The 15,233-nt window shown below is 49.4% G+C and carries 11 protein-coding genes and 1 riboswitch; of the genes, 8 read left to right on the top strand and 3 right to left on the bottom strand.

Going from position 1 to position 15,233, the window contains the following annotated elements; genetic code table 11:
• Positions 1–57: 57 nt before the first annotated feature.
• A riboswitch (Fluoride riboswitch) is annotated at positions 58–197 on the bottom strand.
• Positions 198–521: 324 nt separating this feature from the next.
• The 3 genes from KS4_RS08940 to pheT all read left to right on the top strand — a co-directional run bounded on the left by KS4_RS08940 (position 522) and on the right by pheT (position 5,024).
• Positions 522–1,619, top strand: coding sequence for a hypothetical protein (locus KS4_RS08940; RefSeq protein ID WP_145077184.1), 1,098 nt, complete (start codon positions 522–524; stop codon positions 1,617–1,619).
• Positions 1,620–1,709: 90 nt separating this feature from the next.
• Entirely contained in the window at positions 1,710–2,834 is a 1,125-nt protein-coding gene (locus tag KS4_RS08935) for a hypothetical protein (RefSeq protein WP_145077182.1), read from the top strand.
• A 153-nt stretch (positions 2,835–2,987) separates the two neighbouring features.
• Positions 2,988–5,024, top strand: coding sequence for a phenylalanine--tRNA ligase subunit beta (gene pheT / locus KS4_RS08930; protein ID WP_145077180.1), 2,037 nt, complete (start codon positions 2,988–2,990; stop codon positions 5,022–5,024).
• Between the two features lie 52 nt (positions 5,025–5,076).
• Here the strand turns inward: pheT and KS4_RS08925 are convergent, their stop codons facing one another.
• Positions 5,077–5,625, bottom strand: a complete 549-nt coding sequence (locus tag KS4_RS08925; protein WP_200761107.1) for a ComF family protein — start codon at positions 5,623–5,625, stop codon at positions 5,077–5,079.
• 42 nt (positions 5,626–5,667) lie between these two features.
• On the opposite strand from KS4_RS08925, the gene KS4_RS17590 reads away from it, so the two are divergent.
• Both KS4_RS17590 and KS4_RS08920 read left to right on the top strand, forming a co-directional pair.
• Entirely contained in the window at positions 5,668–6,054 is a 387-nt protein-coding gene (locus tag KS4_RS17590) for a hypothetical protein (RefSeq protein WP_200761106.1), read from the top strand.
• Positions 6,009–6,812: a beta/alpha barrel domain-containing protein gene (locus tag KS4_RS08920; RefSeq protein WP_145077176.1), complete on the top strand. Its 804-nt coding sequence runs from the start codon at positions 6,009–6,011 to the stop codon at positions 6,810–6,812. Before KS4_RS17590 ends, KS4_RS08920 begins: the two co-directional genes overlap by 46 nt.
• Positions 6,813–6,853: 41 nt before the next feature.
• On the opposite strand, the gene fliM is transcribed toward KS4_RS08920, so the two are convergent.
• Positions 6,854–7,879 carry a flagellar motor switch protein FliM gene (gene fliM / locus KS4_RS08915; RefSeq protein WP_145077174.1) on the bottom strand — a complete coding sequence of 342 codons (1,026 nt, stop codon included), beginning with the start codon at positions 7,877–7,879 and terminating at the stop codon, positions 6,854–6,856.
• Positions 7,880–8,091: 212 nt separating this feature from the next.
• Positions 8,092–8,751, bottom strand: a complete 660-nt coding sequence (locus tag KS4_RS08910; protein ID WP_145077172.1) for a response regulator transcription factor — start codon at positions 8,749–8,751, stop codon at positions 8,092–8,094.
• A 697-nt stretch (positions 8,752–9,448) separates the two neighbouring features.
• Here KS4_RS08910 and KS4_RS08905 point away from each other — a divergent pair.
• The 3 genes from KS4_RS08905 (at position 9,449) to glgP (ending at position 15,174) form a co-directional block, all read left to right on the top strand.
• On the top strand, positions 9,449–11,383 hold the full coding sequence (locus KS4_RS08905) for a protein-disulfide reductase DsbD family protein (RefSeq protein ID WP_200761105.1): 1,935 nt from the start codon (positions 9,449–9,451) through the stop codon (positions 11,381–11,383).
• Between the two features lie 179 nt (positions 11,384–11,562).
• The gene (locus KS4_RS08900) at positions 11,563–12,174 is read left to right on the top strand and encodes a MotA/TolQ/ExbB proton channel family protein (protein WP_200761104.1); all 612 of its coding nucleotides are present in this window, start codon (positions 11,563–11,565) and stop codon (positions 12,172–12,174) included.
• 363 nt (positions 12,175–12,537) lie between these two features.
• Positions 12,538–15,174 (top strand): alpha-glucan family phosphorylase, encoded by a 2,637-nt coding sequence (gene glgP / locus KS4_RS08895; protein ID WP_145077166.1) that lies wholly within the window; start codon positions 12,538–12,540, stop codon positions 15,172–15,174.
• Positions 15,175–15,233 lie beyond the last annotated feature (59 nt).

Below are 15,233 nucleotides of genomic sequence, written 5' to 3'. Positions count from 1 at the left end.
ATGACACCTATTCAGGCGATCTTGCGAATGAAATGAATCAGGCGCAGAAAGATCGCGGATTAAACAGGAGTCATCAGTCCCCCCCCTGTTTCTGTTTGCGGTGATGCGGGTTTGAGGGTGCGTGAGGTTAGAAGTTGTCATCACTTCCGGGGATCGGGGGAGGGCGGTTGAAGGCGAACTCCATCGCCTATTGTTTGTATGCATGATTATATGACAGGACAGGTGGGAAGATCAAAGGGTGGGTTTAGCGGATGAGATAAAGTGTGAATATTTGGACGCGATGGGCGAAAAGGATAGGTGCGGTAACTCGTGAAGGTGAAAGGATATTCATGAAAATGATGGGTGTTGTCGAGGATGAGTGTGGATGGAGTGTTTGGGATGGATGTAACGGAAGAAGGGGATGAAAGGGCTGTGGCTGGCCGGTGAAGTTGTACTAAGCGATTGCGTGCCAATACGTGTTGGTTCGTGAAGCTTGGGTTGTCGTTATGGGGCAAACGGGGGTCCGTTTGATGGGTGTACAAATGAGAATGCGCGAAATTGGTATTGTGACGATTATGTTGTTGCTATGCGCTGGGTTCGGTTTGGGTGAAACGGTGTGGGGGCATGATGAGGGATGTAAAAAGAAAGAAAAAGCGCACTCGGGCTGGGAATGGGAAGGTGATATAGAAGGAAGGCAAGGCGGGCCTCTGAAGGTCAAGGTGCGGAGTGATGATGGGTATATTCTGGGAAGTGTGAAGATTGGTGATGACAAGATCAAGTTGCGTTTGGATGAACGTAAGTTGAGAGGATATGGCGAAATTGATTTAGGCGAGCATGGGTATGTGAAATTCTGGTATGGGGATCGGCACCCTGAACGAGCAGAGAAGGCGCAACGACATTATGGCAAGAAACACGTCTGTCATGGTGGTAAGCATCACGGCAAAAAGCACGGGAAGAAGCATTTCCATCGGCATGGAGGCAAAGATGGGCAGGGGTATTGGCACAGACATGGCAAGAAAAAGGGCTGCTTGAAGAAATGGATCAAGGGGAAGAAAGATGCATGGAAGAAAAAATGCAAAGCTCGTAAACGTGCGTATCGTGAGCGAAAGCAGGAGCGTAGGAAGTGTACGCGAAACAAGATGAGATGCACACGCGATCGTGGTGTGAATGTGGTGAAGCGGCCTGTAGAGACAGATATTCGGTCGTCAGAGATTGCGGCTGCGAAGTTGAGTGAGCCGGTACAAGTCGTAACGACAGAGAATGAAGCTGAGATGGCGAGCTTGGTCAGACGCATTCAGGATTACCAGACGGTGATCAATACGAATGAAGATCTGATTGATAAGAATACACAGCTGCTGGATCAAAAATCGCAGGAGCTGGAAGATCGATTGATCACACGGATCACGCGGTTGAAGTATGAAAACCTTGTTGAAAGCGATGTAGCAGAGATGTTGATCGGTGAGATTGAACGTAAACGCACAGCCAGGCAGGGGGCGGTTAAGACACTTAAAAAGCAGCTTGAAGTCAATGTGCAGGAATTGTTCCAGCAGAACAAGGAGCTTGCAGATGAGCTTGTACGGCTGAAGGCGATCAAGAAGCTGAAAGATGCGGCTGATCCGGATCTGAAGGTTAAGAAGTAAGTCATGCGAGGGGAAAGTCGACGGCGGTTGTTGGGTTTGTAGAACTGATAACGCACAAAAGGTGAAATGGTGAAACGCATGATTGATCAAATGAAAATAAATAAAATGTCGGGTCAGGACATTTATCGGTGGGCGGTGATGGGATTACTGCTGGTTTCGCTTACGGGAGTGATCGGTTGTAGTGGAACGAGTCGTAGGGCATACAAGGCGCGGGTGCAGGCAAGACGTGAGGCGAGCTTGAAAGCGCATCGGATGCGTTTACTTGCTGCGGAACGCGGGTACATGCCTGCGAGTTTGATCGATCCGCGGGCGGTAGGTTGTCCGACGTGTGAGACGATCGGGAAGCTGCCTGCGAGTGGTCGCGAGTGCCCAACGTGTCAGGGGCAACGCGTGGTCGTGGCGAATTACGGTGTGGTGTACACGTTCTCGATTGATTCGCAGATCCGGCTTGCGGCGCTACGGCGACAGATTGGCCGACATGATTTGGCGAAACGAGATCTGAGAGAAGTTGTGCGCATTTTGGATAAGAAGGGGACGGTGAAGCAGTACGAAAAAATATTGGTGATGTTTGAGGATGTGCTTGGTGACGATCGGCTGCTGTCGTATCGGCATCGATATGCGAAACAGATGCTGGCGAAGTTGCCGATGCTGGATCGTTTTGGCAATGTGGCGAGATGGCACAAGCTGGATCGGCGTGTGATCAAGGGGGATTACGGCTTCGAACGGTTGCTTGAAATGATGATTGAGAAGGGGAAAGAGAAGCAGGCAGCAGAGCTGGTTTGGCTGCTCATGAAAAACAAGGGGTACGATCAGAGTATGTACCTGACCATGGACGACAAGCGTGTTGTGGAACTGCTGCAACTTGACGAGCGTTGGTTGGCCTGGAACAACGAAACGTACAGGGGCTTGTCGGCTGGTAAATATGTGCAAGTGATCAGAGATGTGGATCAGTACGGACACTGGCTGAACGCGAAAGGCGAGATGGATGGTGACGTGCTGAAATATGTAGCTGGTGAAGTTCGGCTGGGTGGGATCTACGATTCGGACGACCCGGTGAAGGGGCGGCTGATCTCGATCAAAATGCTCGGCGATTGGGGGCTTTGGGATCAAGAGATGCGTGCGAAGCTGCAGGAGGAAGTTCTCCGTGGCGAGATCAAACAGGCATACGAGAGCGAGGAGAAGGATTTGAAGGGCGAGACTGCTCTGATTGAATGATTCTGAGATATCGCGATTAAAATGAGAAACCCAGCCCCCGAAACGAATTTCGGGGGTTTTTTACATGAATATTAGAGCGGGCTATACGGCAAAAAAGGGGGCTCATGGGCGTGGTTGGACGTTATAGAGCGGCGGCGGTAACATTTTGTCATTATGAAGATTAGTCTCGAGTGGATAAATGCGTATCTGGATCGTCCGGCTGAGAAGCAGGAAGTTGTCGATGTCATGACTGGGGTCGGCTTCCCGGAAGACGGCATGGAGGAACTTGCGGATGGCGATCTGATGATCGATCTGGAAGTAACAAGCAACCGAAGTGACTGCCTGAGCGTGGTTGGTTTGGCGCGGGAGTTGGCAGCGGCGACAGGCCGCAAGCTGATGAAACCTCGGATTAAGCTGCCTAAGGCCACAGCGGGGGAAGTGAGTAAACTTACGAGTGTGAGCAATGAGGCTCACGATCTTTGTCCGGTCTACACGGCGAGAGTGATCAAAGGCGTCAAAGTTGGGCCGAGCCCGCAGTGGATTGTGAAACGGCTTGAAGCTGTAGGACTACGATGCATCAATAATGTGGTAGATATCACCAATTATGTGATGCTCGAGATGGGACAACCTTTGCATGCATTTGACATGAAGCTGCTAAAGGAAGAGCGGATTGTTGTGCGTCGTGCGAAGCAAGGCGAGAAATTTGTTGCGATTGATGACACGAAACATGAATTGCAAGATTGGATGTTGGTGATTGGTGATGCTGGCAGAGCAGTCGCAGTTGGTGGCGTCATGGGCGGCTTGGAGAGTGAGGTTGGAGATAAGACAGTCGATGTGCTTCTTGAGGCTGGATCGTTTGATGCTTTGAATGTGCGAAAGACAAGCCGCAAGCTGAAACTGAGTAGTGACGCGAGTTTCAGGTATGAGCGAGGTGTTGATCTCAAGGGTCTTGAACGTGCGAGTCAACGAGCGGCGCAGTTGATCATTGAATTAGCTGGCGGAGAGTTGGCTGAAGGGGTGATTCGCGCAGGTGATGATGAGCCATCTGAGCATCAGGTGAAAATGCGCGTTTCAAGATGCAACGCGCTGCTGGGCACTGATCTAAGCGCTGATAAGATGTGCGACATGCTGGGGAATCTTGAGCTTCAACCGAAGCTAGATGGTGATACGATCACATGTACAATCCCCACATTCCGCTTAGATCTGCATCGTGAAGTTGATCTGATTGAAGAGGTGGCGCGTCATTATGGGATGGATCATATTGATGTGAATGACAAGATCCAGATCATCATCAAGCCAACTCAAAACAAGGTGAAGGCAAAGAAAACGTTAGGTGATACGCTTGTAGCACATGGGTATCACGAAACGATCACTTATAGCTATGTGACCGAGAAAAAAGGCCGATTGTTTTTGAGTGATGGTGAGGACGCGCTGCTGCTGAATGAGGATATGCGTAAGGCAGAACCAATGCTGCGTCCATCCGTTGTGCCAAGCTTGCTGAACAGCCGCAAGATCAATCAAGATTTGGGTAACAGTGGCGTGAAGTTCTTTGAAACTGCTTCGGTTTGGCATAAGCGGGGTGATGCTATTCAGGAGAAACAAACGCTAACGATGATGGCAGATGCTGTGGACAAGAGCGCGGCATTACGTGAGATGCGCGGCACGATCGAGGAAGCCATTGAAACACTTGGCGGGGTGTCGGCACGCGAAACAATCATGTTCGAACCTTGCGATGGCGGTAAGCGATACGAGGTTGCGGCCACTGTTAAGCTTGGCGACAAGGCGATTGGTGAAGTCGGCGTGTTGAGCGGAAAGATTGCGAAGGATGGTTTTGATTTGCAGACAGATGTTGTTTGCAGCGAAATTGAAGTCGATGCAATGATCGGCCTCTATCCACCGGTTAGGAATGTGGGCAACTTGTCACGCGTACCCGCAATTGAGCGTGACTTGTCTGTCGTAGTTACAGAAAATGTGAGCTGGGCCGCTATCGAAAAAGTTGTTCTGGATTCGAAGCCAGAACTGCTGGAAGACGTGCAGTTTATTGAAGTGTATCGCGGTAAACCGATCGCAAAAGGCAGCAAGAGCGTCAGCTTCAGGATGTTGTTCCGGGATCCTGCAAAGACACTTCGGCATGAACAGGTTGATCCTCAGATGGAACTGATCATGAATAAGCTAGCAAATGAACTTAAAGCTGAAGTTCGCGGCAGCTAAATTGAAAACAATATGATTTGTATTAAGCGGTAGCAAGTGTTGCCGCTTTTTTTTATGCATGGATTGTTTGATAGATGTCGGCATCATGATCATCAGTTGGTTGATGGTCGCTGGGAGAAGCAACGGCAATGACAGCAGCAGTGATGGTTAGCGCGTTAGCTTTACGGAGGAGTTTGGCGCATTGTTTGAGCGTTGAACCAGAGGTCTTGACGTCGTCGATAATGATGACGTGCGCATTCTCAAGGTTTAGGTTGGGATGAATAATTGAAAAAGCTCCGGTTACGTTGGCATCACGCTTGGATGGAGGAAGTGAAGATTGAGGCAGGGTATCTTTGGTACGTTTTAGGAGCGTGTGGTACTTAAATTGCCGTTGCTTGGCGATGCGTTTGGCAATAAGTTCGGACTGATTGTATCCACGCTTGAGGCGGCGATTGCGGTGCAGGGGAACAGCAGTGATATAGATTGCATGGCCGACATGAGGCTGTGGGAGAGCTGTGGCGAGTTGCTTGCCTAGATAGTCAGCCCATTTCCAGACGTGGTGGAATTTGAGAGATTTGATGCGCCTGTCCAAAGGTGCTTTGTAAGGGCCAAGGCGGATCATGCGATCCCAGTAAAATTGCTGTTGATAGCAGAATGAGCAGCCATGGGCTATCGCGGCATATGGCCCGATGGTCTGGCCGCAACGTGGACAATAATCCTCGGGGTGATCTGGGGACCAGTCGATGTCATCTGGAAAATGGTGTTTGTCTTGATCGAGAACGGACGGCATGAGGCAACGGCCAGCGAGCTGGATGGATTTGCGCAGCCGAACCAGGGGATGGGCGAAAGAGTGAGGAATGGGGGGGATATTAGTCGGCAAAAACTGCATGATTGCACCGGATTGTGGTTTTCGTCAGATGGTCACGCCCGAATTATTGTGGGAAATCTGACGAAACAGACAGGAAACATGCCAAAAAGCTGGAGACGGTTATACTTTGAAGTGCTATGGAAAATCAAGAGAGAAAACGTGATGTCCTTCGCGCTGGCTTAAAGCCGGTGGTGATTTCTGCGCCATTTGGCAACTACATTCAGCCGAGCGGGACGACTGCAACTCTTGGTACGTACACAGCTAAGGCGCGTGGGGGTCGCGTTATGCAAATCATCAAGACGGTGAGGTATTATCCAAGAATTAAGGGCTGGGTGAACAAAATCGGGCTTAGAAACCCCGGCATTGATTGGCTTAAAATGCGGGTTGATTCGGGGAAAATTGATGCAAGTGATAAGCTGCTGAGTATCCATGGGTTTGATGATGGTGAGTGGTATGAACTTTTGGAGAAGGTGGAGGCGATCAAACCGCTTGCCGTGGAATTGAATATGAGTTGCCCGAATGTGGGGCATATTAATTGGCCCAAGGACCTGTTTAAAAGAGCAGTGGCGACTGGTGTGCCGGTTGTGGCAAAGATCCCGCCGGTGAATTACGAACAAATGATCAAGGATGCCAATGCTGATGGTGTCGAAGCATTTCATTGCTGCAATACATTGCCAAATGTCGCAGGCGGGATAAGTGGAAAGCCACTGAAGCCTGTAGCAATTCAATGCATCCGAGATATGCGTAGCCAAAAAGAATTTCGGGACGCGTTGATCATTGGCGGCGGCGGAATCTATCAGAATGCAGATGTGGATGATTTTCTGACTGCTGGCGCGGATGTTGTGGCATTAGGGACGAAGACGATGAATCCGATGCTTTTGATCAGTCACGGATCGGTGCAGCCATTAATTCGGTATGCAGAAAAAGCCGTCAATGGCTAGACCATTCGGGCTTATCAACTTTGTGATTTAAATGGAATTATTTAGACGCGGTCTTTAGGGGCGATGTGGCGGTTGACTTTGAACGCGCGGTTGCCGTGGTATTGCCCAAGTTGGCCGATAAATTTGCGTTTTTCACCGACAGAAAGCGTGAGCGGCGCTGAGGCGGGTTTTTCGGTCATGATGACATCGCCGACCTGCAGATTCATAAGTTCAGAAAGCTTGATCGTCGTGTCAGCCAAAATCGCGGATACGTCAAGGCGGGCGGCATCAAGATGGGTTGCCAATCGATTGCGCAGCTTATCATCATCACGGTGACGTTTATAAGCAGCCCAAGTCTGATTTGAAAGTTTATCGACAACAGGCTCGATCACTGCGTATGGAATGCCAAGCGACATTGTGCCAGCGCGTCCACCCATTTTCATTTCAAAGCCAACCACAACAACCACTTCATTGGGAGCAACAATCTGCACAAGCGCTGGGTTGGATTCCGATTCTTCCTGCTTGAATTTCAGTGGCAGGACAGAAGACCAAACCTCATCAAGGGCTGAAATCGCACGATCGATGATCTTGGAGACGAGCCTTAATTCGATGGCAGTCAGTGGGCGTTGAGGGATAAACAGATCTGCATTGGAGCCACCAAGCAGGCGGTCAATAATCGGGTAGATAATCAGCGGCGAGATCTCAAGGCAGATATTGCCTTCAAGAGGGGCTGCAGAGAGAAGGTTGAAGCAAGTGGGATTGGGCAACGAGTGCGTGAACTCTGAATAAGTCATCTGCTCAATATTAGCGACTTTGACCTCCATGATAGTGCGGAGGAAGCCAGATAAGGCTGCGCCAAAAGATCGTGAAAAAGAATCATGTAGCGTTTCAAGTGCCCGCATCTGCTCTTTGGAAACGCGTTCAGGGCGTTTGAAATCATAACTCTTAATTTCAGAGTCAGTTTCAATTAGTCCTCGTCCAGAAGCGAAGACCTTCACGGACTCACTGGACTGCTCATTGCTACCATCATCTGTATCGACAGCGGCTAACAGGGCATCGACTTCACTTTGATCAAGAACGTCTGTCATTGATTCAATCCACAAATTGCAGGCATAGAACCGGTCACGCGGCCTGCTGACACCATACTTATCGGGCGAACCGACTGGCAGACTTGAGGTTATGTAAAAAAAGCGAATCAGCCTCAGACAGTAATGCCTGTGATGCTGATTCGCATGTGCTTCGAATGAATTTTTGAAAAGCAGTTAAGGTGAACTAGGTTCAGCCGATTGATGGTTGAAATTTAATTCAATCGTGGCCGAATCGGTGGATGGAAAACGCGGTATTCTTTCTGTTTGAGCATCATGGCCATTCGAACCAGATGAGCGAGTGAATCCGCTTGCATCTTATCCATCACGTGAGCGCGATGAACTTCAATGGTTTTATGTGAAAGCCCGAGTTCACCTGCGATTTGCTTATTGAGTTTACCCTCAACAACCAGCTCCATGACTTGCCGTTCTCGCGGCGTCAGGCGGTTATACCTCATTGAAATTTCAGCAAGCTTTTCGGTATAAGCACGCTGCTCGGCATCCCATAACAAAGCAGCTTGCACACGATCGAGCAGTTGCTGTTCGTTGAATGGTTTTTCGAGAAAATCAACCGCACCAGCTTTGAAAGAATCAACGGTTGAAGGCACATCACCGAATCCCGAGACCATGATGCATGGCAGGTTGATACCCAAGCTACCCAGCTTGTTCTGGATTTCGATACCGCTCATACCAGGCATACGTACATCAAGTACGCAGCAACCCGAAAGCTGATCTGGAGATTTCTGCGCGGATTCGAGAAATGCTTCTGCAGATTCGAATGGTACCGCAGCCATACCCATGGAGGTTAAAAGCATCACTAACGAATCGCGAACCGCCTCGTCATCGTCAACGATGTAAACAGTTTGGCTTGGCATTGTTCAATTTCCTTTCTTACTCATCAATTAGCGTGGATGAGATTCTGAACGACCAACTGTGTTGAATGAATCTAAACGTGATTACCTTTTTACACATTACAACGCGCCCAAAAACACACTCATAGTGTTGCTGATTTGCGCTGATATTATGAACTGAAGATTCCGCCTTTGACGCACACCACATGCCTTGGCCCTATGCAATTTCCTGAAATTAAATTGCACGAATACTTGCTACAAGCAGCACGACGCCGCTCCGTAAAACACTTAGCGTAAACACCGCCTTTAAGAGACTGAGATAGAACACAGTCCGTAAGGCACAATATTCCAAAATACGGGCGAATCCCTGAATGAAATGCAGGTGACAGGGATGACTGATAAACTTCCCCCCGAAGCAAAAACCGTAAACACCCGTAGATCAGAATACTACGCTTATCGCATATTTAGCAAGTATTTTCTGAAATTTTGTGCATAAGTCATTTTCGTCTAATCGTTCAATCGATATTTTATTTATGTTCCGAGAATATAGTCGGAATAGAAGTGATCGTGGGCAGTTCATATTTACAGAGAAGGTTAACCTTTATAATTTTGCATCCCTAATGTCTATAACACGACACGAATTAGTTGAAATATTTTCAGGCTAGTAAGTGGTTAGTGATGTAACATAACCCGCTCTAATCGTTGTATGAAAGAAGGCTGTATGGTTGAGAATCAAGAAATGAATCTTAGAAGCAAGTTGTTTTTTTTTATCGCTGTAACTTTCGCAGCCGTCATCAGCATTCAAACAATAACAACCGCTCAACAATTTGATCTCGGCGCAGGTTTGACCGCCGAGCCCGTCACAATCTCCGCTACATTAAGCGATAAAAACGCAAGACCCGGCGATCATCGCATCATTGCAGTTGTTGCCACCATGGCGCCTAAATTTCATATCAATCCTGAAAAGCAGCAGATTCCAGAAGAAGCCAGTTTCCTTATCCCCACATCTATCGAACCAATAGATGGCAATGCCCCTGTTGACTTCAAACAAGTTCAATACCCCGAAGCGCACGACGTGACGGTTTACTTTACAGGCAAAGCTTCCAAACTGCCTGCATATGAAGGCGAAACCGTTTTTTACGTGCCGTTCGTCGTTAATCAAAACGCTACACCCGGCGAGTACAATCTTAAACTTCGTGTTGATTATCAGACCTGCAATGACAAAGTATGCTTGCCACCTGCATCTAAAACAATTGACCTTACACTCACCATATTAAACACAGAACAAGAAACGCAAGTCGCAACCACATTACCTAGCGATAGCAACCTTTTTAATGATTTTGACCCAGCAGGATTTGGCGCAACAGCGACCTCCACAATCAATACAAAACAAAGCGTTAGCTTTGATGTCTTCGGTTTAAGTTTTGAGTTGAACGGCCAAGGTGTCGGTTTTATTTTCTTTCTGCTAGTCGCAATGGCAGGTGGCTTTTTACTCAATCTCACACCATGCGTTTTGCCGGTCATCCCGATTAAAATCATGAGCCTTAGCAATGTCGCTGGGAATCGATTCCGTTGCCTCATGCTTGGCATTTGGATGTCAGTTGGCGTTGTCGCATTCTGGCTTGTCCTTGGCGGCATCATCGCGACTGTTGCTGAAACCAAAGCGATCAGCGTCCTTTTCCAAAACTGGTGGTTCACCTTTAGCATCGGTGTTTTCATCGCAGTCATGGCTATAGGCATGTGCGGTGTTTTTGCAATCCGATTGCCCAATTGGGTCTACAGCATAAGTCCTAAGCAAGAAACGGCGACCGGCAGCTTTGGCTTTGGCATCATGACGGCAATCCTGTCTACCCCCTGTACTGCACCACTTATGGGCGCTGCCGCAGCGTGGGCACTGACTCAAAGTTTGCCAACCGTACTCGCAACTTTCACTGCAATAGGTTTTGGCATGGCGTTACCTTATCTCGTCCTATCTGCTGTCCCTGAATGGGTCGAGAAAATGCCTCGCACCGGGCCTGCAAGCGAATTGATCAAACAAGTAATGGGGTTACTCATGCTCGCTGCTGCCGCATACTTTATCGGTGTCGGTCTGGTCAGCAAATTCACCACCGGTCTTGAACAGCCATCACAACTTTACTGGTGGCCGGTCATGACCTTCATCGCCCTCGCAGGCTTCTGGGTGATTTACAAAACATGGAAGATTACACCCAGCAGCATCAAACGTATTAGCTGGACGATTGTTGGCATCTTAACGATCAGTTCCTCACTTTTCGGTGCAGTAAAACTCACTGAAAAAGGCCCTATTGATTGGCAGTACTACTCACCCGATCGTTTGCAAACCGCTCTTGATTCCGGGAACGTCGTCGTACTCGACTTCACCGCAGAATGGTGCCTCAACTGTAAGACACTCGAGAACACCGTCCTTGCATCTAACAAAGTCATTAATGCAATCGACCAGGACAACGTCATTGCGATGAAGGTTGATCTGACAAGCAGCGATAATAAACAAGGCTGGGCAAAGCTAACAGGCGTTGGCCGAGCCACAATTCCTTTGCTTGTCGTCTATTCACCTGACGGGAAAGAAATTCTCAAGAGCGATTGGTACACTGCTGACCAGGTCGTTAAGGCGATAAACGCTGCGGAAAACGATTCTTAATCAAAGCTGAAGATTAGTAATCCCGTGACTTCAACCCAATAAATATCGGGCATTGATTCCATAGTCGCGTTCGGCTCGATAGGTATCATACGTGCTTTCAGCAAGCTTCCTGAATGTCATCATGACCGACTCTATGGTATCCTGTATCTATGTTCCAATCGCTCTCCGATAGTTTCTGGATGATCATGCAACGTGGTGGCATCATGATGTGGCCTCTACTTGCTTTGAGCCTTACCTCCATGACGCTTGCTTTCGAGCGTTTATGGTTCTTCGTCTCGCAGAACCATCCCGGACAAAAGTCTAAAATTGATCGCGTTGGGCGATTACTTCGTGATGGCGATATTGAAAAAGCACGATTATTGGTCGAAGTCGACCGAACCGTTTATGGCCGCGCTGTTTCCAGACTCGTCAATGAAAAAAACATCAACGATGCCGGTATGATCGACGCCGTTGAGAGCCAACGTCACCGTCTTGAACGCTACATGCCCACGCTTTCTACAATCATCTCTGCTGCACCCATGATCGGTATCCTTGGCACAGTCATCGGCATCATCTCTGCTTTCCAGGTGCTTTCCGAATCTGCAGGCACCGCTGAAACCAGCGAACTCAGCAAAGGCATCGCAGAGGCCCTCATCACCACCGCAGCAGGCCTCATCGTCATGCTCGTCACACTTTTTCCCTACAACGCATTCAAAGCCCAGATCGAGCGTACGCTCAGCCGCCTTGAGTCGCTGACCGCTTCCGCGCTGACGCCACAAGACGAGCCTGTCGCCGAAACAGAATCGGAATAGTTTTACGACGCCACGCTATTTACATTTCACAACTTCGATCCAATAACTCAATACAAAAAGCACAACGAACAAAAATCAGTTATCGGCCTTATTCGCCGCATAACTTCGCCGACTCTCACACACACAGAACCTCATTCGCGCATTATTGGACGCTAAACTTTCGATTTATCGTACAAAGTCAGGCATAACCCCCAATTATGGGGCAAATTGGACTCAGTTCGCCTTTGATTGTGGTCGATAGAGACTCATAGCGTTAGATACGCAACTCTTGTCATTTGTATACGGAGTTGCTCGACACACTTATCAGTCTTGAATGACTGATGAAACAAAGTCGTTGGATTATTGATAGAAAGCAGAGAAAAAATGCTTAGCCCGGACTTGGCACGAATTCGGTCGTTCAAAGTTGTTCCCTCACTCCCCGAGCCCCTGAAACCACTCCTTGATATCGCAAACAACATGTGGTGGAGTTGGCACCCCGAAGCGGTCAACCTCTTTATGCGTTTAGACCGTGAGCTTTGGCAGCAGACCAATCACAATCCGGTCAAGATGCTCGGTATGCTACCGCAAAAAACGCTTGAAACCATGGCCAAGGATGAAGGCTTCCTGAGTTCTCTTGAAAAAGTACTTGAGAACTTTGAAAACCACATGAAACGCACACCTTGGCTTGATCGCACTGATCACAAGCCCGGCGATTTTAAGGTGGCTTACTTCTGCTCTGAATTCGGCCTCACCGAATGCTTCCAGATCTACTCTGGTGGTCTCGGCATCCTCGCTGGCGATCATCTTAAGTCCGCCTCCGAGCTCGGCATGCCACTCGTAGCCGTCGGCCTTCTATACCGTCATGGCTACTTCCAGCAGTACCTCAACGCTGATGGTTGGCAACAGGAATATCTTCCCGACCTAGACTTTGCCAATCTCCCTGTCACGCGTGTCCGTAACGAAGACAAACAACAATTAAAAGTAAAAGTCGAAATGCCCGGCCGTGATGTCACTTGCGGCATCTGGAAGGTACAAGTCGGTCGTATCCCGCTATACCTCCTCGACACAAATATGCCTGAAAACGACGTCGCAGATCGTGCCATCACCGGCCAGCTCTACGGCGGCGACATGGAAATGCGCATCAAACAGGAAATCGTTCTCGGCATCGGCGGTGTCCGCATGCTGAACGCACTCGGCATCAAGCCTGATGTCTGTCACATGAACGAAGGCCATTCCGCTTTCCTCGCGCTCGAACGTATCCGCGATCTCATCGAAGAAAAGAACATTACATTCGATGAAGCATGCTCACTCGCTTCCGCACAAAATGTCTTCACAACACACACACCAGTGCCAGCCGGCATTGACCGCTTCCCACCTGACATGATCAAGCGTTACTTCAAAGATTACATCGGTAACGTCAAGCTCGACATGGAAGGCCTCCTCGCACTCGGCCGCGAAAACGTCTTCAACAAAAACGAATTCTTCTCGATGGCTGTACTCGCCATCCGTACATCAGATTGGGCCAACGGCGTCTCCAAACTCCATGGCGTCGTCTCACGTGACATGTGGCATAACATTTGGCCACACGTCCCACGCCACGAAGTCCCCATCACACACGTCACCAACGGCGTCCACGCACGCACTTGGCTCTCCGGCGATCTCTCCAACCTACTCGACCGTTACCTCGGTTCACGTTGGCAAAACGACTCCGCCGACCATTCAGTTTGGCAAGCCGTTGAAGAAATGCCGGATGAAGAAATCTGGGATGTTCACGAATCACGTCGTCAGCGCATGATCCTCTGGGCACGCCGCCAACTGCGTAAGCAGATGAAGCAACGTGGCGCATCAGAGGAACACATCCGCGACGTATGTGACGGGCTCAGCGCCAAGAATCTCACCATTGGTTTCGCTCGCCGCTTCGCAACCTACAAGCGCGGCAACCTCATCCTCCGTGATGCAGAACGCCTCCTTAAACTCCTGCGTAGCACCGACAAACCTGTCCAGTTCCTCATCGCAGGCAAGTCACACCCCGCAGACGGTGGCGGTAAAGATCTCATCAGGCAGATCGTTCAATTCGCACGCCAATCAAACGTGGCTCACCGCATCGTCTTCATCGAAAACTACGACATGCACGTGGCACGCTACCTCGTTCAAGGCTGCGATGTCTGGATGAATAACCCACGTCGCGGCATGGAAGCATCCGGTACCTCCGGCATGAAAGCCGCTCTTAATGGTGTCCTCAACTGCTCAATCATGGACGGCTGGTGGGACGAAGCCTACGAGTCCGATCTTGGCTGGGCCATCGGCCGCGGCGAAGAATATGCCAACCCAGAAGTTGCAGACGATATCGAAAGCAAGTCACTCTACGACCTGCTCGAAAAAGAAATTGTCCCACTCTTCTACGACCGTGACGATCACGGCGTACCACGCGGCTGGGTCAAGAAAATGAAACGCTGCATCTCGCAACTCGCGCCGATGTTCAACTCGAACCGTCAGGTTCAGGAATACGCTGAAAAACTCTATCTCCCAGCGCTCCGCCGCACACGCGTCCTTGAAAAAGACAACCTCAAGGAAGCCATCTCATACACGCATCAAAACTACCGCTTGCGTGATAACTGGGACAAGCTTTATGTCGAATCCGTCGACGCAGCCACAGAATCACCGCTCGGCGTTCATGATTCACTCGGCGTCTCTTCCATCGTCTATCTTGGCGATCTAAAACCTGAAGAGGTGCGTGTTCAGGTCTACTCAGGCCAGGTCGGCAACGACGGTGAACTCCTCACCGGCAATGCATTCGATATGGATGTAGCTGAAGACCTTGGTGACGGCAAATACCGTTTCATCGGTTCAATCAATGCTGGCACGAGCGGCCGATATGGCTTCGCCATCCGCATCGTTCCTGGCGGTCTCAACTTCGAAGGCATGGTCATCCCTGGCTTAATCCTCTGGGAACAGCCTGCCACCAAACCTCAGGCCGCAGAACCTGCACCTGAACAAACCGAAGCTGTCGAGCAAAATTAATCTGATAAACAACCAGATCACAACAGGCCTCCCTCGCGGAGGCTTTTTTTCATGCTCAT

It is taken from the genome of Poriferisphaera corsica (genome assembly GCF_007747445.1).
Taxonomy (GTDB): domain Bacteria; phylum Planctomycetota; class Phycisphaerae; order Phycisphaerales; family Phycisphaeraceae; genus Poriferisphaera; species Poriferisphaera corsica.
This window is presented reverse-complemented; position numbering and strand designations above follow the sequence as displayed.